Raw genomic sequence first — 21,718 nt, 5'->3', positions numbered from 1 at the left:
TAGCTTACTCGTTATTTATAAAATACTTCTACAGTGCCTTTTACTTTTATAAGTAATGGCTGACCACGACGGTCTAATGCTTTTGGTGCCGCAACTTTAATCCAGCTTTCGCTGATGCAATATTCTTCTACGTCAAAACGTTCTTTACCGTTTAAAAGTACACCAATATCGTGGTCGAATACTGCTTCTACGTAATGCTTGCTACGTGGGTTAATAGAAAGCTGATCAGGAAGTGCTGGTTTTGTTGAATCTGTCATGGTTTTTCATCTGTATTAAAAAAGTTATGCGCTATTGTAGGCAATACATATCGTGCGCTCAAGGTTTTAATCGTAATGTAAAATTATGTGATTAACGAGACTTATATCATAACTGCGAATATGAGCAGCGAAGTCTAAAGCAATAATAATAAATATAACGCGCTGCTAGCGCTACACGCTACCCCCTGACTTATCCTTGTCATAATTTAGTCATCTTACTTTCATCAAAATTACCTTTATCAGTCACATCTGTTTTCTATAGTGCAGCGGTTGATCTTTTTTGTGGTCACACATTTAAAAATAACCACTAAACAATGGGAATTATGGATGAAAATTAAAAAAGTCGCTGCGGCAATCGCGCTAACGTTAACGTTTAGCGCAGTGAGCCATGCTGATGTACTACCGCAAAGCCAAAAAGACAGCAGCTGGTATAGCGCTGCGCAAACTAAACTAACAACAAAAACAACACAAGCACAGGCTACACAAGCCACTAAAGCTAAAAACGTGATTTTATTTGTAGGCGATGGCATGGGTATTTCTACACTTACCGCAGCGCGTATTTTACAAGGGCAGCGTAATAACCAACCTGGTGAAGAAGGTTATTTAAGCTTTGAAAAGTTCCCATATTCTGCACAAGTTAAAACGTATAACGTAGATGCACAAACACCCGACTCAGCAGGCACAATGACGGCCATTATTTCGGGTGTAAAAACTGATGTTGGCGTTATTGGTGTAGATGAAGATATTGAACGCGGCGTGTGTTCAACAGTGGCAGGTAATGAATTACTTACCGCTACAGAGCTTGCTGAAATTAAAGGGCTATCTACCGGTATTATTTCTACAGCGCGTATTACCCATGCTACTCCAGCAGCAACCTATGCTAAATCGGCTGATCGTAATTGGGAAGATATATCAGACATGCCAGAAGATGCGATAGCGGGTGGCTGTGAAGACATTGCATCGCAATTGGTCAACTTTGAAAAAAACCTAGAAGCACGATTTGTAGGTACCGACGTAGACGGTCTTGATTTTGTAATGGGTGGTGGTCGTCGTCACTTTTTACCAAAAGACGAAACAGCTAATTCAACAGATGCAGTAAGCGCCATAGAAGGGGATCGTACTGACGAGCGCAACTTGGTTACTGAGTGGCAAACACAATACCCAGATGCAACCTACGTAATGGATCAAACTGGTTTTGATGCAATAGCAGATGACGCCACTAAGGTATTTGGTTTATTTAACGAATCTCACATGCAATACGAAGCAGACCGCGCAAACGACGTAGCGGGCGAGCCTTCACTTACCGACATGACCACTAAAGCAATTGAAGTGCTTGGTAAAAACGACAACGGATTTTTCTTAACAGTTGAGTCGGGTCGAATTGACCACGCGCATCATGCAGGTAATGCATACAACGCACTTAACGACACCATTGAGTTTGCTAAAGCTGTGCAAGCTGCGGTAGATAACACCAATCCAGAAGAAACCCTTATTTTAGTCACCGCCGATCACAGCCATGTATTTACGATTGCAGGCTACCCTAAGCGTGGTAATCCAATTTTAGGTCAAGTAGTTGCAGTAGGCGAAACTACCCCAAGCCTAGCGGCCGATGATATGCCGTACACCACAGTAGGTTACGCAAATGGTTTAGGTTTTAGAAATTTAGGCGATGAAACCGATGCTGATGCAAGTTACACAAGTGCTGCTGTTGCAGGGCGTGTTGAGCTAAATGGCGTTGATACAACAACCCCAGGTTTTCACCAAGAAGTAACTGTACCAATGGGTGCAGAAACACACGCAGGTGAAGACATATCTTTACATGCAAAAGGCCCTGGTGCTCAGTTAGCGCAGGGTGTAATTGAACAAAACGTTGTATTTCATTTAATTAATCAAGCTCTTGAACTAACTCAGCAATAATGGCGGCTAACATGAAAAAATTAACAGTACTTTCTTTGGCAGTAATGGTCGCGCTAGCAGGTTGCTCAGATGACGACGATAAAATAAATACACTAACGGTAGATAACCAAATCGCAGTAGGCTCTGAGCAGTGCATTAATGGCGGTGTAGAGACGCAAGTAGGCGCAGATACCAATAATAACGACGTGCTAGATAGCGACGAAGTTAACTCAACTAATTTAGTGTGTAATGCACCCGCAACGTCGTTAACAAGCGAGCAGCTGGCATCACTTACTACCAATACTTGGTTTAGTGAAGCACAAACAAAATTGGGTGCAGCACAAGCAGCCAGTAGCAACATTGTTACTGAATCAGGCAAAGCTAAAAACGTAATTTTATTTGTGGGCGATGGTATGGGTATTTCTACCATAACCGCAGCACGTATTTTAGCGGGTCAGTTAGAGGGCGAAATGGGTGAAGATCACCAGTTAAGCTTTGAAACTATGCCTTTTTCGGGCTTTGTAAAAACATACAACGTAGATGCACAAACGCCAGACTCGGCAGGCACTATGACCGCAATGGCATCGGGCGTTAAAACCGACGCGGGCGTTATTGGTATTGATGAAGCAGTTGAGCGTGGTAATTGTGCATCAGGCAAAGGGCACGAACTTGTTACCTCGTTAGAACTTGCTGAAATTGCAGGCAAAGCAACAGGGATTATTTCTACAGCGCGTATTACTCACGCAACACCTGCAGCAACGTATGCTAAATCGGCAGAACGTAATTGGGAAGATATCTCCGATATGCCTGAGTCAGAAACCGATTGTGAAGATATTGCCTCGCAACTGGTTAACTTTGAAGCCAACCTAGAAGCACGCTTTAGTGGTGTTGATGTAGACGGTATTGACGTAGTAATGGGCGGCGGTCGTCGTCACTTTTTACCAAAAGATGCCGCGTTTAATTCAGCCGATGCAGTAAGTGCTGTTGAAGGGGATCGAACAGATAACCGCGACTTAACCGCAGAGTGGAAAACGCAATATCCAAATGGCACGTACGTAATGGATCAAACCGGTTTTGATGCAATAAGTGACGACGCCACTAAAGTGTTTGGCTTATTTAACGAGTCCCACATGCAGTACGAAGCTGACCGCGCAAACGATGTAGCAGGTGAGCCTTCGCTTTCGCAAATGACTGAAAAAGCAATAAGCGTGCTTGATAACAACGAGCAAGGTTTTTTCTTAACGGTTGAGTCGGGTCGAATTGACCACGCGCATCATGCGGGTAATGCTTATAACGCGTTAAACGACACTATTGAGCTTGCCAAAGCCGTTAAAGTGGCGATGGAAAACACCAACCCAGAAGAAACATTAATAGTTGTAACTGCCGATCACAGCCATGTATTTACCATTGCCGGTTACCCTAAACGCGGTAACCCAATTTTAGGTAAAGTGGTTGCAGTGGGCGCTACTGAGCCAAGCTTAGCCGCCGACGATATGCCTTATACAACGGTTGGTTACACCAATGGTGGTGGCTTTAGAAACCTAGGCAGCGAGACTGATGCCGATGCAGGTTACGCGTTTGCACCGGTTACAGGGCGTGTTGATTTAACAGATGTTGATACAACAACACCTGGTTTTCATCAAGAAGCGCTGGTACCAATGGGCTCAGAAACACATGCCGGTGAAGACGTAGGCGTTTATGCAATGGGACCAGGTGCACACTTGGTAACAGGCACAAACGAGCAAAGCTTTTTATTTCATGTAATGGACTTTGCCGCTGACTTTGTAAAAACAGCAGACGAAAAACTAGCGCAATAAATACCGGCTAGTTATAAATTTAGTTAAATATATCTAAATAGAGAAACCCGCACCGTGTGCGGGTTTTTTGTCATTAAACTGACATTTTTAATCGTTATGTTATTGCCATAAACTTGAAATATAAATAAGAGATAGCTAAATGAAAAAAGCGTTATTAATAATTGCTACGCTTGTAAGTACAAGTAGCTTTGCCTCGCAATGTGATATTGATGCCAAGCATTTAAAAGCGGATTATAAGATTACTAACAGCCATAAAGCACAACAAAGTAATGAGTCACTTACCCTTTGGCGAAACAATCAGCAAGTAGCGCATCAAAGTGAAGTAATAACCGAGCTTTGGCAGCACTTAGCCAATAATCAAATACGACCAATACGTTACTTTAATGCCCAGCAACGCGGCATTGAATATCAACCATCTGAGGTACGCGGCGTACAAAGTTGGAGTGCTAAAAGTCAGCTGGTGGATAACCACCTAATCGAAAAAATGACCCTAGTAAGCACACAAGGCAAAGGCTGCGATGAAGTAAAAAACTATACATTGAGCGAAAATGGCAACGACTTTAACCTTGCCTTTTATACGCATTCAAAATTAGTTAAAACATTTAGTATTAGTAATAAAAAAAGCCAAACTACTACCTTACTTAGCCTTAATAATGTAAACACTGATGAGCCATTAATTACCGCTCAATTTGCACAGTGGGATCGTTTTCAAACTACCGATTACGCCGACATTGGCGATAACGAAGGCGACCCATTTTTAGCAAAAATGATCAACCTTGGTTTTATAGATCACAGCGCAACAGGCTTTTATAACCAGCAGGGCGAGGCTATTCAAGGCGGGCACCACCACTAGTTTGTGGAGCTTTTAAATGTTGTAGCTCATAGCTAAAAATGACAGGCGGCTATGAGCTACAAGCTGGTATTCAAAAGTAGATTAATTTAAGCCATTCCCACCCAAGTAACACAATAAACACTTTCCTATTTTTATAAAACACACACTATCAGCCGCATAATATTTATAGTTGGCAATAATTTACACTATTTGATATTAATAGAAGTTCACACAATAGGGACGTTTGACGTGACAATAGGAAAAAAGTCCCTTGATAAACCTTACATATGGCTCAATGAGCTTGGCATTCAAGGATAGATTAAATGCATAAAATTGATTGGATAAGAATTAGAAATTTTCGTTCGTGCGAAGATGTTTTCTTAAATTTTGAATCTTACGCACCGCTTGTTGGATACAACAATGCTGGTAAATCAAATATATTAAAAGCTGTAAAATGGTTTCTCAGACCTACAGGTTTACAAGAAAAGGACTTTACTAATACTGAAGAAAAAATATTAGTAACTGCCAAAATATCAGGGATAAGTAAAGAACTTCTTGATTTAATGGATACTAATCATAGTGAGAGCATTACTCCATTTATAAATGAAGAGTCCCTTTACATAAGGATGGAGCAACGATCTCCAGGAGGGGCTAAAGGGTTGAGAAAGCTTTATGTTTCTGTCGGTGGTGAAAGTGATGAGGATGAATGGAAGTGGAATGTTAACCCAAATGGTCTACAAGAAGCTATGCATGACTTATTTCCTGAACCCATTTTTGTTCAATCTATGGATAACGCCACCGACGATGTTTCGAAATTTAAAACGACCTCCACTATAGGTAAGCTTTTACTGAAATTAAGTTCTCAAATAGAAAATGAGCAACATGAGCTTGTAGATGCGCTTGATACTATAAGTAGAAGTCTTAATTTTGATGGTATCGATAGGCTAGAGTCATTAAATCAGTTTGATCAAATAGCGAGTGAAAAAGTACAGGATTTTTTCCCTGGGATATCACTTAAGGTTCATATACCAACTCCCTCTTTAGCTAAGTTGTTTACAGATGGAACCGTTAAAGTTCAAGAGCAAGGGCGTGATCTTGCTGACGTAGACTCCCTTGGACACGGTGCGCAGCGTTCAATACAGATGGCATTAATTCGGTTGCTAGCCGAGGTGCAAACAGAAATAGAGGCTGGTCAAACGACTCTCTTACTAATTGATGAGCCTGAATTGTACCTTCACCCACAAGCAATAGAGCTTGTAAGAGATGCACTTAAATTACTTTCAACAACTAATTATCAAGTCATCTTTTCAACTCACTCGTCATTAATGGTTGATCAAGAAGATGTTCCTTATACGAATATAGTGAGAAAAAATGTTGGTGGAAATACTTTAATTACAGAACGAATAGCTGAAGCTATACAAGAAGAGATCGAAGGAAATTTAAACCAAGCACGTATTCTCTTTGAGATATACAACATGAATCAAATTTTATTTGCTGACAGAGTCTTGATTGCGGAAGGTGCAACAGAACAATCTGTTTTACCCGAAATTTTTAAAGCATGTGATAGAAGTTTCAGTACTTATAAAACAGCGCTAGTTATTGCAGATGGCTGTCGAGGAATTCACAAAATGGGCAAAATATTGCAGAGGATTGGGATTCCATTTAAGGCATTAGTCGATATAGATTATGCATTTACATCAGCGGTTACTGCTAACCTAATTGCAGAAGATGACGTTGATATTGTTAATATTAAACAAGCTCTGTCAGTGTCAGCTCTTAGAAATGAGTTTGATCTGGATGAAAACAATTTGCCTAAGAAGACAGGTGCAAAGAAGGCATATATAGCCTATGAGCTATTTGCAGGTGAAGAAGGTTCACAGGAGTTGATCTCAAAAGTACATGAAAAATTAAAAGCAAAAGGTTATTGGTTGTGGGAAAAAGGTGCAATAGAACAGCATTTATCCCTTAATGCTAAAGCAACTAATGATTGGATAACGTTTAAGGTAAATATTAAAGAGCAAGGTTTTGATGAAATAGTAGAAGACCATAAAAAGGTAAGAGAAATGGCGGTTTGGTCTACATCTTAATTTCTAGGTTCTAGGGTTTTAAAAAAACCGCATGGGGCTTCTCTTGCTTATATAAATTGAAGGTTTTGCCTCTAAACGAGGCAAAACCATTATCTCTAATAACTCAAACTTAACTACCTAATTACTACTCCAAATGAGCATCATCAGGCTTTTTAGGCCTATCCGCTAGCTCTGTTAAGCCATCTTCGCAATCGCCGCTGTCGCAGGTATTTAAATTGCTTTGTGCTTGTTTATCTTGTTGGAGTACATGTTTTAAATCTTCCATGCGTTGGCGAACTGCTACGCCGTAGCTGGCGTCGTCGCCCCATAATGCAGCAAGTTGTACTACTGCAGCGCGGTCGTGGTCTCTGAATAGCTTACCTGCGCGTTCTGCATCTTGCTTAGTGTTACCTAATAATTCCAGTGCTTCTATAGCAAGGTTAATGGCTGAATCGACTGTTTCGCGGTTAAACGCATCTACTTTTAAGTTAAGCATTTGATACGCATGGCGGCGGTCGATTGCGCGGGCAACAATTTTAAGCTGTGGGTAGTTTTTATGTGCAAGCTTAATTATCTCAATGGTTTTGTCGGGATTATCAATTGCAATTACCAGCATTTGCGCGGTGTGTGCACCAGCGGCTTCAAGGAGTTCTTGGCGTGCAGCATCGCCATAAAATACAGTATTACCAAAACGGCGTAGTAATTCTATTTGGCTAGGGCTGTGATCAAGTACGGTAATTTCGTAGCCTTGCGCGTGCAGTAAACGCCCCATAATTTGGCCAAAACGTCCGTAGCCCGCAATAATTACGTGCTTAGCGGTGCTAATTTGCTCTGGCTTATCAAACTCAGGCATAGCATTGCTGCTGCGTTTTTGTATTTGCTCATAAGCCATAAGTAGTAACGGCGCTATTAGCATTGATACCGCAACAACCAAGGTAACAAGGCTGGTTTGCTCAGGCGTTAAAATACTGAGCGTAGTGGTTACACTTAATAGTACAAAGGCAAATTCGCCGCCTTGTGCAAGCGCTAAAGCAAAGAGTAGGCGCTGCTTTTTACTAATATTAAAGGTAACGGCAAGGGCAAATAAAATGCAGGCTTTAACCACAATGAGTAAAACTACTAAGCCAATAACAGTACTAAACTCATCTGCTAGTAATGCAAAATTAATTGATGCGCCAACGGTTATAAAAAACAGCCCTAAGAGTAAGCCTTTAAAAGGTTCTATATCGGCTTCTAGCTCGTGTCTAAATTCACTTTCGGCAAGTACTACGCCTGCTAAAAAAGTACCTAACGCTGGCGATAAGCCAATGCTTTGCATAACGAGAGCAATGGCAATAACTAAAAATAGTGCAAGAATAGTAAATATTTCACGCATGTGGGTTTGCGCTATGTATCTAAATAAAGGTGCAGATACATATTTACCACTGGCTATAATTGCGGCGATAACCGCTGTCGATACTGCAACTTGCTGCCAAACAGGCCAGNCCAGCCTGCAATAATTGAATCGCTAATTTCTTTTGAGCTACTTTGCGGTGCAAAAGCCAGTAGCGGCAGTAGCGCTAAAATAGGAATAATGGCGATGTCTTGAAACAGTAATACAGAAAACGCGTTTTGTCCTGCTTCTTGCTTTAGCCAGCCTTTTTCTTCAAGGCTTTGCAGCACAATAGCGGTAGAGGAGAGCGCCAGCATTAAACCAATGGCGAGTGCAGTTTGCCAGTGCATGGCAAAAAACCAATAACAAAATGCAAAAATAGCGGCGGNAAGCCGCCAAGCCCTAAAATAGAGTGGCGTAATGTCCATAAACGCGAAGGTTGTAGTTCAAGACCCACTAAAAACAGCATCATTACTACGCCAAATTCAGCGAAGTGCATTACATCTGTTTGATCGCCCACAACACCCAGCGCATAAGGACCGATGAGTATACCGGCAATTAGATAACCTAATACTGAGCCAAGTCCGACTCGTTTTGCAATAGGGACAGCGACAATGGCTGCTGCTAAGTAAATTAAAGCTATTTCTAACACGCGTATATCCTAAGTCATTCTATTTATGCTCAAGGTATTTGAGCATAAATAGAATGACTTAGGTTCTTATAAAATACAATGATTCATGTGGCTGAAAATACGTTATTTTTAGCTCATACTGTTAGTCAGCTACTTTTACTGAGCCGCTAATATTATCGATACTTACATCGCCCGAGCCCGACTCAGTAATAGTCAGCCCCTTTGCATGATTAACGCGAATATCACCCGAACCGTCTTCAATTGTTACGCTTGAGCCAATATGCTCAATGATCATGTCGCCAGAGTTATCATCTACATTAACTGCACCGCTTATATGGCTTATCACTAAATCACCAGATCCATCTTCAACGTTTAGCGAACCGTTTATGTTGCTCACGTGCATTTCGCCAGACCCATCGTCAATAGTTGCATTGCCGCTTACGTTGTTTATATGAATACTGCCAGAGCCGTCGGTTAATTCTAAATTACCTGCGATGTTTTCAAGGGTTACTTCACCAGATCCATCGTCAATAGTTAGGTTTTTAGCACTGTTAATCGTTAAATCACCCGAGCCGTCTTTTACATTCATATTGCTTTGCATTGCACTTATAACAATATCGCCAGAGCCATCATCAATATCTAAATTAAGATTACTTGGTACGGTAACAACTAAATCAATATGTGGTGATTGACCACTGTAAAAGCTAATACCATTACGACTTTTATTTTGAGCAACAAGCTTTGTCTGTTTAGCGTCTTGCTCTAGTGTTAGCTCGTACTCATCTTCAATGTCGGCTGTATAAATAGTTGCATCAACACGAATGCTGGTGGCTGATTGTGAGCCTTTTATTTCAAGGCTACCTGCGCCGCTTAACACATTTAAATACTCAAGATTGTTGTTAGGTAATGTAAGTTGCTTGGTTTGTTTTACAGAAGCCACGCTTGGCGATATGTGAAACACACAACCACTTAGTAATAAAATGCCGCTAATTAGCGCAAGTGGTTTTACGATGTGAGGTAATGTTGATGAGCTCATGTTTAATCCTTTATTCTTTATTGTTTAAATTTAATGTAAGTACAATAGAGCAAAAATAAGACCAACATATAATCTATTGTTTTATAAGTGAATTATATTTTTATGAAAATAAAAATCATCAAAAAATAGTTAAAAGCACTAAATATTAATAAATAATAAAAAAGGATGCGCAGTGCATCCTTTTTTATTTAGCGGCTTTAACCGTTGTATTAATGTGCTCTAAAGTAACTTATTTGCTGTTTGATTTTTTCAGCCAATGTCATTAATTCACTTGCCGAATTTACAGTGCTTTGCGTGCGAGACTCACCTTCTTTAGCGAGCTGGCTTATAGAGTGTAGATTTTGAGTGATTTCTGCAGCAACGGTGCTTTGTTGATCTGTTGCCTCAGCTATATTGTTTGATGAGCGTGTTAGATCGCCAATACTTTGAGTGATAAAGTTAAGTTGCTCTCCGGTTTTTTCACCTTCTTCAGCTGATTTAATACCCAACTGACGGCTTTGTTCCATTTGCTTAGTTGCGGCGGTAACTTGTATTTGTAGTTGCTCAATTGTTTGGCTAATTTCTAAAATTGATTTTTGGGTGCGCTGCGCTAAGGTTCTCACTTCATCGGCAACAACTGCAAAACCTCTACCTTGTTCGCCTGCTCTTGCTGCTTCTATAGCGGCATTAAGTGCTAGTAAGTTAGTTTGCTCAGCAATACCATTAATTACTTCAGTTACTTTACTTATTTCGTTACTTGCTGTGTTTACTTTTTCAACAGAGCTGTGGCTATCATTTAGCTGCTGGCTTAGCTGCATTAAGTCATTAACAACTTGGGTTAATTGTGTGCGACCTAATTGAGCTTCTGCATCTACTTGTTGGGTTCGTTGAGCGCCTTCATTTGCGTTATTGGCTACATCTTTAATAGATACCGACATTTCTTCGATGGCGGTGGCTATTAGGTCTGTTTGCCCCATCATTGCATGTGCTTCTTTACCGTTAGCGAGGGCGTTATTTTTAGAGGTGCCTGCTTGATTTTCCAGCTCAACTACTGAATCTTGTAAAGCGAGTATCAGTTTTTTTAGCTCAACCGACATGCTACTTACACTCGCGGTAATTTGGTCTATTTCATTTTCACTATTTGTATTGGTATTTACAAAATGTTGTGACAAATCACCTTTGCCTAACGCATCAACGCTACGTGTTAATTGTCTTAATGGGTTAAGTGTTTTTACTAGCACCCAAAATAGTAAAATTGAGATAGCAAGAATACCGCCAACAGACGTTATGCTGTTAACTACCATTAGTTTAATGCTTTCTTCAGTGAGTTCGCTTTCTTTTACACGACCAAGTAAGGTCCAATCCCACCCTGGTACTGTTTTGCTGTAAGCAAACATCGGGGTGTTATTTTCACTATTGTATTTTAATGACTGACCTTTTTTAATTGCCTCTAGGTTAAGTCCATCAAGCGCTTTGGAGTTCACTTTTGAGTCAACTGCGGCTTCTTTTCCTGCTATAACTACATCATTTGTATTTCTGAAAACAAATAAGTTACCGCTTTCTTCAATTACTATTTTATTAACAGACTCTCTGAGAGATGCCAGTGCATCGTTTATATTAAAACCTATGTATAAAATACCAATTACTTGGTTTTGTTTATTTTTAATTGGTTGGTAAACAGTCATGTATTCGTTGCCGAATAATTTAGCATAGCCTTCATAGCTTTGACCGTTCATAAGAGGTTGATAGCCTGGGTGGTTTTTTCCTAGGTAAGTACCAATAGCGCGTTGTCCATCACTCTTTTTTAAAGAGGTAGTAATACGAAAAAAATCATCCCCATCTCGCATAAATACCGTGGCGTTACCTCCGGTTAATTTAGCGTAATTTTCAACAATATCGATATTGTTATTAACTTGTTCGTTATCATGTAAAAGAACGGGCACCATAGTATCTACGACCAATACCTTTTGATCGCTTTTTTTAAATTCACCAGGGTACATACCTTTAAATACAGTGGCATTACGCTTTGCTATTGCCAGCAGGCTGTCGTATTGAAGTTCTAAAAGATCTGAAATAGCCGTTATTTCAGATTTTATTGCTGTTTCACTTTTTTCAGAAAGTGTATTAGCCGAAATTAAATAGGTAGATAGCCCAACTAAACTAAATACACATAGCGTTAAAGTGAATGCAAGCGCACCAATTTGTTTTGATATTGACCAGTTTTTATAGCTCATACTTCACTCCAGAGAAAGACGGTATTTATGCGTGCTAAGTTTAATTATAGGCATTTTAAGTTGTTTTATTTGATGACTCGCTAGTAACGAACTTTGCCTGATAATCAATTTATCATATAAAACAAACAATACATTAAATGATAATAAAAAATTAATAGTTTGTGACGAAAGTGTTTTTTGTAGTTTGTTTGATTATAGCTAGGGTGGTTATATTTATTGCTGTTTTTTAAATATAAAAAATCCGATAGGGCATGCCATATCGGATCTTTATTTAACTCATTTAATTTAAGTATAAATTAAAAACTGTAGGTGATGTTGCCATATAAAAATCGACCATCTAAACCGTATGGTGCATACGGCGTATACGGGAAAATCTGACCGAAATCAGAGTAACCAATGTTATTTACTGTAGCTTGCGGGTACTGATCGAATAAGTTATTAGCGCCTAATGCAAATTTCCATTCATCATTAGGACGATAAGCAACTTCTAGATCGGTTATCCATTTTGCATCTAGGTATTCATCGCGATCACTTGTTGTAGAAATATCTGCAACTTCACCGTAACGTGTTGCGCGCAGTGTTGTTTGCCATTCGTTAAAGTTCCAAACAGCAGATAAGTTCCACTTGCTATCAGGTGTACCTTCTTCAAAACGACCCACTTCGCGACGAGCAAACACTACGTAGTCATCACCTAAAGAGTTAAGCTGCTCTGGGTTGTCGTCAACATGAGTAACTTCGGTGTCGTTAAAGTTAGCGGCTGCATTTAAACGTAAATCGCCTAGGTTATCTAATTCAAGCGTGTACGTTGCAACTATATCTATACCCTGTGTACGTGAGTCAATCGCGTTGGTAAAGTAGCGTACGCTTTCGGTATTTAACTCACCCGCATCGGCTAAAATTTGTTGTACAGCTTCACCCGATAAATTTTCAGATAAAACAACACGATCATCAATATCAATACGGTATGCATCAACCGTAAGGCTAAAGTTACCTTGAGTGTATACAAAGCCTGCTGTTAAGTTTACAGAATCTTCTGCATCTAGCTCTTTTGCGCCCAATGCTTGTGCTGCTGGCGCGTCACTTGGAAACAAGCCAACTTCAAATGGTTGATTGTTTTCAAGCACAGTTGAAATTTGACGATATGAGCTTTGTGCTAAAGACGGCGCGCGAAAGCCTGTACTTAGCGCACCACGTAACGATAGATTATCGGTTAGGCTGTAACGTGTTGCTAGTTTTGACGTGAACGTATCGCCAAAGTCGCTGTAATCTTCGTAACGACTCGCTAAAACAACATTCCATTTTTCTGTTAAGTAGGTGTCAAATTCAACAAAGAGGGCAACGTTATGGCGGNCTTGTGCGCCGCCGGCAGCAATTGGGTTGCCGTCGCTATCTAGCGCAGTAATATAAGAGGCTTCTTCGCCTTGTTCTATTTTGTAGCTTTCGTGGCGGTATTCAGCACCAACAGTAAAAAATACGTCATCTGGTAAACCTAAATCAAGCGTTGTGCTGGCATCACCATTAATAATAAATTGGTCATAAACGAGTGCACCGTTGTCAAACTCGGTTTGGCTAGTGGCGCCTAAAGATGTATTTAAGCTATTTACTACGCCCAAAGCAAAGTCGTTACGTCCGTAGTTGGTACTTACATCCCATGTCCACTCGCCTGTTTCACCTTGTAAACCAAGAGCAAGTGAATAGTCTTCTACATCTGTTTCAATTTGAGGTAAAAAACCATCTGGGTATACTTCTAAAATATTACGATCATCTTTTGCTCGGCGGTAAAAACCACCAGAATTACCTTCACGTTTTGAGTAGCTACCAAAAGAATATAGGTTTAAGCCATTATCTAAATCGTAACCCATGTTGTAAAACAACGCGTAATCTTCAAGCTCTGCTTTACCAAAACGATGGTTGTAACGATCAATAGTAAATTCGCGTGGGTCTAGGCTGCCATCATCAAGGCGGCTGTATTGTTCGCGTGGGTCAAAACCAGAGCGTTGAGTAGGATCGTTATCACGGTACTCAATTGATACGTTTACAAAGCCTTTATCAGATAATGAAAAACCAGAGTTTGCACTAATAGTACGAGTGCTACCGTCGTTTACTTCTCGGTCATCACCGGTATTAAACGCTAAGTTGCCGTTTGCATCTGCATAAGTACTTTCAAGATTTGGAGCGCCCGCCATTTGCGTGTCGTATTGCCCGTAAGTAACGCTTACGCTACCGCCTTCAGATGCATCTTTAAGGATTATATTAATAACACCCGCAATTGCGTCTGAACCGTATTGCGCTGCTGCACCGTCGCGTAATACTTCTACGCGCTTAATTGCCGATGTAGGGATCATGTTTAAGTCAACGGCAGTTGAACCACGACCAACTACGCCACCTAAGTTTAAAAGCGCACCAGAGTGACGACGTTTACCATTTATAAGTACTAATGTGTGATCAGGTGCCAAACCACGTAAAACAGCAGGGCGAGCATGGTCAGTGCCATCTGCAACTGTTGCGCTTGGGTAGTTAAAACTTGGTACTTGGTTAGCAAGTACTTGGCTAATTTCAAGCTGACCTGTGCTGGCCATATCGCCGCTTGTAATAATATCAACAGGTACTGAGCTTTCAGCAATACTGCGTAAACTGCGGCGCGTACCGGTTACTGAAATTACTTCGATATTTTTTTCTGCTTGATTGTCTTGCTCTGCGGCAACAGCCATAGAATATGGCGTGCTAAGTGCAGTAGTAACGGCCAGGCTAAGTGCTAATTTATTTGCAGATAAACGCTTAAAAGTCATTAATTGTTCCCCAAGAACTGCTATTTGTTAATGATTAGAAAAGGAGCGCATCATATAGAAGCGATCACATCAGTGCAAAGATAAAAACTATCTAAGTTATGCTAAGTTGTTAACAAGTGAGGTCACTGTTTACGGGTTATATAGACGTTTGGATCGTTGTAGTTGCAACTTTGTGTCGAATGGTTGCGAATTCAAGGAGATTTTAGATAAAAGTTAGTAAGACGTAAAAAGGCCAAGCAAATGCTTGGCCTTTCAATTTTTTAAGTTTAGTAATTTAAATTATTCAGGGGCAACTTCAAGCGTTGTAAATAATGCATAACGTCCTGCATCTACACCTTCTTCATTTACGGTAACTTTGTTAGAGGTTTCGATTAAGTATAGACCAGGCTCTTTCCACGTAATTGTAAACATACCTTCTTTATCGGTCGTTACTTTTACTTCGCCACGATCGTTACGGTAGCGTGTGTCGCCTTTTAAAATACTTACTTCAATGCCTTCGCCGGCAGATTTACCATCTTGTAAAAGCTGAAACTTAGCGCTTTCACCTACAAATAAGTCATTTGGATGTGTTGGACCGCTAAGCTCTAAGCCTAAACCTAACTGTGCAGGCTTTGAGGTGCCATTTCGGCTTACAAATGTATCTACTGTTGAAATAACCTTCGTTGTAGTTACATCTTTAGCGTTGCTTGGTAACTTAGCGTCTGTTTTTTTACCAAATACGCGCTTGCGCTTGCCTTCTTCATTTTTGTAGAAGGTCATGTACATTGGCTTTTGGGTCATTGCAATGTGGTAAGTACCTTGCTCTGTTAAGCTTACCGCAGCTGAGCTTTTACGTTTTAAGTAATAAGCACGGATCGTTTCAGATACTGGCTCACCATTAGGCGCAAGTGCCATTAATAACGTATCGTCGTACTCGGCGCCTTTTTCTTTAGGTTTAAAGGCTTTGTCTGGTGCAAAAATTTCGTTTGAAATGCTTGCGTCAATCATTACGTAATGCGCTTTATCGCCTGATAAAGATGTATGCGAAGGTAGTAACCAACGTCCGTGTGCACTTGCTGAAGTTGACACTAAAGCAGATAAGCTCAATGCGCCGATTAATGCAGTTTTTAATAAATTAATTTTCATTATTTTTCCTTTGCTTAAATTCTAGTAATAAAATAAGTGCTACTTAGTGTTACTCAGTGCTTACAGTGACGAAACTTTGTGAAAACTCGTTTTTACCATCAATTGTAATTTTTCCTGACTTTGTTAAATCAAGCTCAACGCGGGTGTAATCTCTGCCGCCTTCTTCGCGTACAACTTCAATATTAAGTAAGTATTTACCTGGTTTTACTGGATTACCGTCTAAATCGTTACCTTGCCAATTTATGGTGTAAGTGCCGGCACGCTTTGTTGCACCGCTAATGCCGTCAAAATTAATATCGCTTTTACCCGCTTTACGCCACCATTGGCGTAGGTCTTTAAACCATTCTGCTTTTTGCACCCAAAGTGCAAGCGTAGTAACGTGCTTACGCTCTGGCGTTTCCAGCCAAACCGCAACATATGGGCGGTGATACGGTTGTACTTCTAAGTCGGGAAGCGTTAATTCAACTTCTAACTGTGGGGTTTGCGCATGCGCTGTTGTTTGAAAAAACGCAGCTACTAGCAGTAATGCGGCGCTTATAAATAATTTAAATTTAACCATTAAGACACTCCTTTTATTTGTGGAACCCAACATAAATAAATAACCAGTGGAGTTGCTACTCCTAGTACAGTTATCCATATTCCTGCTAAGCGTTTTTTTCTATTTTGAAATAAAATAATCATGCCGGTAATGGCAAATAAAATCATCAGTACGGCGGATATATCAATTACCCAGCTCCATACTTCGCCGCTATGGCGACCTTTATGTAAGTCGCCAATAAGGCTTAAAAATCCACCTGTTTGGTAATCAAGATTTAGCTCGCCAGTTGTAAAATCAAGCTCTGCGTAGGCAAACCCTGCAGGTAGCGGGTAGTCGAGCATGACAAGCGCATCTTCTTTTTCCCATTCAATGCTTTTTACTTTAGTAAGTGCATATTGCTTGGCCAAGTAAGCTTCTATTTCTGGGTAAATCGTTGGCAGCGTATCTAGTTGTGCATTTGCTTTATCAACAAGAGCTGCTGGGATCATTGCCGTTACTTGACCATTATTTTTATCGTTTTTAAGCCAATCAATATGGTTGAGCACAATGCCGCTAACACAAAATAAAATAAGCAAAAAAAACAAAGCTGTAGAAATATAAATGTGTAGTGCACGGCTTGTACTGTACAAAGTCCGTTTATTAATTAACGCCATAAGTAATTTGATATTATAAAATTTACAACATGATAATGATTTGTATTAGCTATTACAAATTTACTTACTCAACTTTACATTAAATTTTGAATTTAAGGGAATGCGCTGGTTTAAGGTATGTATCTTAACTTTAGTTATTAACCTGGCTCTGCTTGATATTCAGATTATCTAATGTTCAGGTGGGGCGGACGGTCTTAAAATAAGGTAGATCATTACCGATATTTCTATAACGGCAACAAGGTAAATAACCCAAATAGGGGCTGCAGAATAAAGTAAAAATATAAACCCAATTAACATACCGATGGCGGCGTAGCATTTGGCTTTTATAGGCACTACTTTATGTGCTTGCCATTGTTGTAGCGTTGCACCATAACGAGGATGGTTAAGTAACCAGTGTTCGAGCGCGGGAGATGAGCGAGTAAAGCAAGTTAGCGCTAAAATAAAAAATATAGTCGTGGGCATTACGGGTAATACAATACCTATAATACCGAGCGCAACAAGTAGTAAACCAAGCGCTTTAAGCCATAAATTTTTATAACAAACAAGGGCTGCTTTTATTTTCACTTACGCTCATTTCACTTAATTACAGTTATATTAAATTGTAAGCTAATTAGCCGGTAATTCGAAGTGGTACATAACAAGCAAATATAAAAATAATACACATAAAGCTCTATTTATAGATTGAGTACTGTGTGCTACATCATATAAGATAATTTTTATAATTATTTTTCAGTTGCTTAGCTTTTATATAGGTAGGGAAACAATAACAATAATTTTAAGTTGTTTAATTAAATAAGAGGATTTTTAAATATGATTCAAAACTCAGCACTGTTTTTACTCATTTTATTTGGCTTACATCTTTATACTCGCTCGCAAATGCATCCTAAAAAAGTTGAGAACGCATCAGATACGAATTTGGTGAAAATTCATTTATATTTTCAGTCTTATTAGCTTTATTTACAATGAGTGTAATTTGGTATGTTGATGACTCAGCAAGTAGATGAATTTCTTTTGCAGTTAAAGTATCAATTTGCGCTAGGCGTTACTAAAGAAGATGAGCTTTACACTCTGCCAAGGTGTGAACGTAATGCGGTTAGCATGTTAAAGCAAATATGTTCAGATCAAACGTCTGAATTTTCCCTGCCAAAGTCTACATGTGAAAAAGCAAAACAGTACTTCAAATAAAAAAGGCTGCGCTTGCAGCCTTTTAAATTAATTTTACGTACTAAGTTTAGAGCTAACTTAAAATTAGCTTAGAAGTTAGCTTAGAAGTAATAACCTAAGTTAATGTTGAAGCGACGTTCTGTGTCGCCATCACCAATAATTGTTCCGCCAATAAATGGCTGGTTACGAGCTTGAATAAAGTCGAAGTAACTAAAGAACCCACCGGCTGCTACGCTCATACCCGTTACGTTCATCCATGTATCTGCGCTATCGTCAGACTTGTCGTAAATAATGCCGTAATCGTTATAAAACTGAATGTCAGTAACCGGACCCCAATCAAGCGAGTAATTGTAAGCTACGTTAAAGTTGGTCATAGTTGCTTTGCTTGATACGGTATCGTAGTAAGCGTATGCAGCAACAGCAAAACGTTCGCTGTTATCATCTAGGTCGTAGTCGTATTCACCGTGTTGAAATTGAATATTCCAGTTGTTAATTGTGCTATCAACATGAAATGCCCATGCACCGTAGTTACCAGCACGATCTTCACCATCATGTAACCCGCCACTCAGTAATGAAAAGCCAATGTCGGTAGTTACATTCTTGCTGTGCTCAATTTGATAAGTCGCACGACCAGCAAATGTATTATATTCGCCAATTGAGCCTGCAGGTTCTGCATAAGTACCTTCGTCAGCTGCACGAGTGCCTACTATGTCGTAAGAGTAGCGATGACTTTTATCTGATGCTGAACCATCTACGCCGCCTAGCTCGTCATTTTTAAAGAAACCTAAGTCTAGCTTCCAGTTGTCTTTAAGCTTACGTTTAACAACTACACCTAAATCAAAGTCATCTTCCAGACCTACGTAATAGTTAGTGCTGAAAAAGTAGCTGTGCGAGTTGTATGGACCATTACCAAAAGGCACGTTTGTTATACCTGCTTGGCCTTCCCAGCCATCGGTAAACTCGTAACCTAAGTAAGCATACTTAACAACGGTCATGTAATCGTAAAAACGAATTTCACCATTTAACGAAATATCGTTAATTTCGCCAGACACATTTAAACGAAAAATATCAAAATCGAAGTCGCCGCCGCGATCTTCATTATCATCATCGTATGAGTTAATGCTGTAGTTAGCACGGATAGCACCACCAATTTTTATGCCTTCGTCTTTTTTCTCAGGCTCTGCAACAGCAACTACTTGGGTATCTGCTTTTTTGCTAATATCGGCTACTTGCTGTTCATGTTGCTTATTGATTTGTTGCTGTTTTGATTTTTCTTCAACCAACTGATTTTCAAGCAATTGCATTTGTTGCTTTAGTTGTTTTAATTGCGCTTGAAGCGTATCGAGATCTGCTGCATAAGAAGTGCTTGTAACACCACCTAGAACTAGTGCTAGTGTTAATTTTGAGAGTTTAGTCATAATAGCCGCTCTGATTGTGATTAAAAAATAAAAAATTCAAGGCGTAAAAAAACGCCTTACGTTTAGAGTAAGTACAAAAACTATGTATTTTTTTTATTGTTTATTCTTTAGGAGCTTGAGTAAGCGCACCAACTTCTAGTAGGGGTGATGCATCTAATTTATCTGCATCCATCATTGCTGCTACGCGCTGCATTGATGAGAGTAAAAGACTCTGTTCCCATTCAGCTAGTGCAGAGAACTTTTCAATAAAGTGTTCTTGCAATGGCTGAGGTGCTTTTTCAAGTAACTCTTTTCCTTTGTCGGTGAGGTATAAACTCACTCGTCGTTTATCCATTTGACTGCGTACGCGTGTTACTAAATCTCTACTTTCGATTCTGTCGAGAATATTGGTGACGGTTGCAGGGCTTAAATTTACATTTTGGGCAATACGACTGGCTGTTATGCCATCTGTTTGAGAAACTTCCTGCATTATTAGCAGTTGTGGTCCCGTTAAGCCTGCCGTTTTATTAAGTTGCTTAGAATGTAGATCAATTGCACGGATCACTTTACGTAAAGAAACTAATAACTCGTCATATTTTTTCATTTGCTTGTCTCGTCGAAAGAGCGGTGGTTTGCCGTAATCGCGAAATGTTACACATCAAATAAATTGAATTCAAATTATATATTGTATTTAAACCCGATTTTATGGGTTTTTATTAGTTTGAGCTGTAATTAATATCAGCATAATGTATTTGCATATAATTAAATGTTCTTAACAAGTTGTTAGCTAAGATTTGCGCACAGTACGTATGTTGACGCTTATTCGCAAGTTTTAACGGTTAGACTTTAGTATTATTTAATAACAACTGTTAGTACAAAGTAATTGTTTGTAAGTTACCTGTGTAAATATTAATCCGCTATGAATAAATTAATACACAGTGCATTTAGTATAATCAATATTTAGTGCGTATAGTTTATACTTTGAGCATGCTTTATTGTGTGCGTATTAGCACCAAAAATCTTTAGTATCAGTATTATAGGACAAGGTATGAAATTATCGCCATCAGTCAGTATTGAGCACACCGAAACCGGTCTTGAATTCATTAATGTAACGAGTAATTTGTGTGATGCAAAAATATTTTTGCAGGGCGGGCAAATTACCGAGTTTAAGCCTAACGGTAAGGCGCCGCTTATTTGGGTATCACAAAATGAAACTTTTTTAGAAGGTGCCAGTATACGTGGCGGAATCCCTATTTGTTGGCCGTGGTTTGGTACACATGCTAATGATGGTTGGCCCGCTCATGGTTTTGCACGTACAAGTTTATGGCAAGCAGACGAAGTACACGAGTCTGACGAACAAATTACAATAAGCTTAAAGTTACCAATGAAGTTAGTTAACACAACGTATTGGTCGCATCAGTCAGCATTAAAAGTAGAGTTTGTATTAAGCGATAAATTACAGGTTCGTTTAACTACAACTAACTTAGGAAATACGCCATTTAGTTTTACCCAAGCACTGCATACATACTTTCCTACATCGGACATAAAAAATACTCATGTTGATGGTTTGCAAAACGCACAATATGTTGAGTTTGGTGAAGGACCATTTTTGCAAAATGAAATTGTTGGCTTTGAACGCGAAACCGACATGGTTTATACACAAGCAAGTACAAAGCAAACCATAAACACGCCTGAGGGCGTAATTAGTGTAAGCCGCGAAAATTCAAGTTCGTGTGTACTTTGGAACCCGTGGATTGAAAAATCAAAACGTTTATCTAACTTTGCTGATGATGAATATAAAACAATGGTGTGTTTAGAGGCTGCTAATGTTTTAGATGATGCAGTAACGCTTGAGCCAAAACAAAGCCACACTTTAATAACCACCATTAGTTGGCAAGCTAATAATAATTAAAAGCAGTGAAAGGGACTAAT

The 21,718-nt window shown here is 39.5% G+C and carries 17 protein-coding genes and 1 pseudogene; 6 read left to right on the top strand and 12 right to left on the bottom strand.

What is annotated here, in order from left to right; genetic code table 11:
* Positions 1-11: 11 nt before the first annotated feature.
* A complete protein-coding gene (locus tag L647_RS0103765; RefSeq protein WP_024610004.1) occupies positions 12-257 on the bottom strand; it encodes a DUF3297 family protein in 246 nt (81 codons plus the stop codon).
* A gap of 327 nt (positions 258-584) precedes the next feature.
* Between L647_RS0103765 and L647_RS0103760 the strand changes: the two genes are divergently transcribed.
* The 4 genes from L647_RS0103760 to L647_RS0103745 all read left to right on the top strand — a co-directional run bounded on the left by L647_RS0103760 (position 585) and on the right by L647_RS0103745 (position 6,889).
* Positions 585-2,174, top strand: a complete 1,590-nt coding sequence (locus L647_RS0103760) for an alkaline phosphatase (RefSeq protein WP_024610003.1) — start codon at positions 585-587, stop codon at positions 2,172-2,174.
* Positions 2,175-2,185: 11 nt separating this feature from the next.
* Entirely contained in the window at positions 2,186-3,970 is a 1,785-nt protein-coding gene (locus tag L647_RS0103755) for an alkaline phosphatase (protein WP_024610002.1), read from the top strand.
* Between the two features lie 139 nt (positions 3,971-4,109).
* Positions 4,110-4,823, top strand: coding sequence for a hypothetical protein (locus L647_RS0103750; protein ID WP_024610001.1), 714 nt, complete (start codon positions 4,110-4,112; stop codon positions 4,821-4,823).
* A gap of 302 nt (positions 4,824-5,125) precedes the next feature.
* On the top strand, positions 5,126-6,889 hold the full coding sequence (locus tag L647_RS0103745; protein WP_024610000.1) for an AAA family ATPase: 1,764 nt from the start codon (positions 5,126-5,128) through the stop codon (positions 6,887-6,889).
* A 124-nt stretch (positions 6,890-7,013) separates the two neighbouring features.
* Here L647_RS0103745 and L647_RS01000000123615 read toward each other — a convergent pair whose 3' ends face one another.
* From L647_RS01000000123615 to L647_RS0103705, 9 genes and pseudogenes are all read right to left on the bottom strand, one after another.
* Positions 7,014-8,300, bottom strand: coding sequence for a cation:proton antiporter (locus L647_RS01000000123615; RefSeq protein WP_253948829.1), 1,287 nt, complete (start codon positions 8,298-8,300; stop codon positions 7,014-7,016).
* A pseudogene (locus L647_RS1000000126320) lies at positions 8,297-8,892 on the bottom strand (cation:proton antiporter). Before L647_RS1000000126320 ends, L647_RS01000000123615 begins: the two are co-directional and overlap by 4 nt.
* Before the next feature lie 121 nt (positions 8,893-9,013).
* Positions 9,014-9,907: a hypothetical protein gene (locus L647_RS0103735; RefSeq protein ID WP_024609999.1), complete on the bottom strand. Its 894-nt coding sequence runs from the start codon at positions 9,905-9,907 to the stop codon at positions 9,014-9,016.
* Between the two features lie 209 nt (positions 9,908-10,116).
* The gene (locus L647_RS0103730; protein WP_024609998.1) at positions 10,117-12,120 is read right to left on the bottom strand and encodes a methyl-accepting chemotaxis protein; all 2,004 of its coding nucleotides are present in this window, start codon (positions 12,118-12,120) and stop codon (positions 10,117-10,119) included.
* Between the two features lie 296 nt (positions 12,121-12,416).
* A complete protein-coding gene (locus L647_RS0103725; RefSeq protein ID WP_024609997.1) occupies positions 12,417-14,909 on the bottom strand; it encodes a TonB-dependent receptor in 2,493 nt (830 codons plus the stop codon).
* A 279-nt stretch (positions 14,910-15,188) separates the two neighbouring features.
* On the bottom strand, positions 15,189-16,034 hold the full coding sequence (locus tag L647_RS0103720) for a DUF4198 domain-containing protein (protein ID WP_024609996.1): 846 nt from the start codon (positions 16,032-16,034) through the stop codon (positions 15,189-15,191).
* Between the two features lie 49 nt (positions 16,035-16,083).
* Positions 16,084-16,593, bottom strand: coding sequence for a DUF2271 domain-containing protein (locus L647_RS0103715; protein WP_024609995.1), 510 nt, complete (start codon positions 16,591-16,593; stop codon positions 16,084-16,086).
* Entirely contained in the window at positions 16,593-17,225 is a 633-nt protein-coding gene (locus L647_RS0103710; protein ID WP_024609994.1) for a PepSY-associated TM helix domain-containing protein, read from the bottom strand. The genes L647_RS0103715 and L647_RS0103710 overlap by 1 nt, the downstream gene beginning before the upstream one ends.
* Positions 17,226-17,393: 168 nt before the next feature.
* Positions 17,394-17,789: a YbaN family protein gene (locus L647_RS0103705; protein WP_024609993.1), complete on the bottom strand. Its 396-nt coding sequence runs from the start codon at positions 17,787-17,789 to the stop codon at positions 17,394-17,396.
* Between the two features lie 420 nt (positions 17,790-18,209).
* Here L647_RS0103705 and L647_RS0103695 point away from each other — a divergent pair, with 420 nt between their 5' ends.
* Entirely contained in the window at positions 18,210-18,410 is a 201-nt protein-coding gene (locus L647_RS0103695) for a hypothetical protein (RefSeq protein ID WP_024609992.1), read from the top strand.
* 80 nt (positions 18,411-18,490) lie between these two features.
* Here L647_RS0103695 and L647_RS0103690 read toward each other — a convergent pair whose 3' ends face one another.
* Complete coding sequence (locus L647_RS0103690) at positions 18,491-19,807, bottom strand: porin (RefSeq protein ID WP_024609991.1); 1,317 nt, start codon at positions 19,805-19,807, stop codon at positions 18,491-18,493.
* 100 nt (positions 19,808-19,907) lie between these two features.
* Positions 19,908-20,390, bottom strand: coding sequence for a MarR family transcriptional regulator (locus L647_RS0103685; protein WP_024609990.1), 483 nt, complete (start codon positions 20,388-20,390; stop codon positions 19,908-19,910).
* 444 nt (positions 20,391-20,834) lie between these two features.
* On the opposite strand from L647_RS0103685, the gene L647_RS0103680 reads away from it, so the two are divergent.
* Positions 20,835-21,698, top strand: a complete 864-nt coding sequence (locus tag L647_RS0103680; RefSeq protein ID WP_024609989.1) for a D-hexose-6-phosphate mutarotase — start codon at positions 20,835-20,837, stop codon at positions 21,696-21,698.
* Positions 21,699-21,718: the final 20 nt, after the last annotated feature.

This window comes from Pseudoalteromonas sp. TB64, assembly GCF_000498095.1.
GTDB lineage: Bacteria > Pseudomonadota > Gammaproteobacteria > Enterobacterales > Alteromonadaceae > Pseudoalteromonas.
This window is presented reverse-complemented; position numbering and strand designations above follow the sequence as displayed.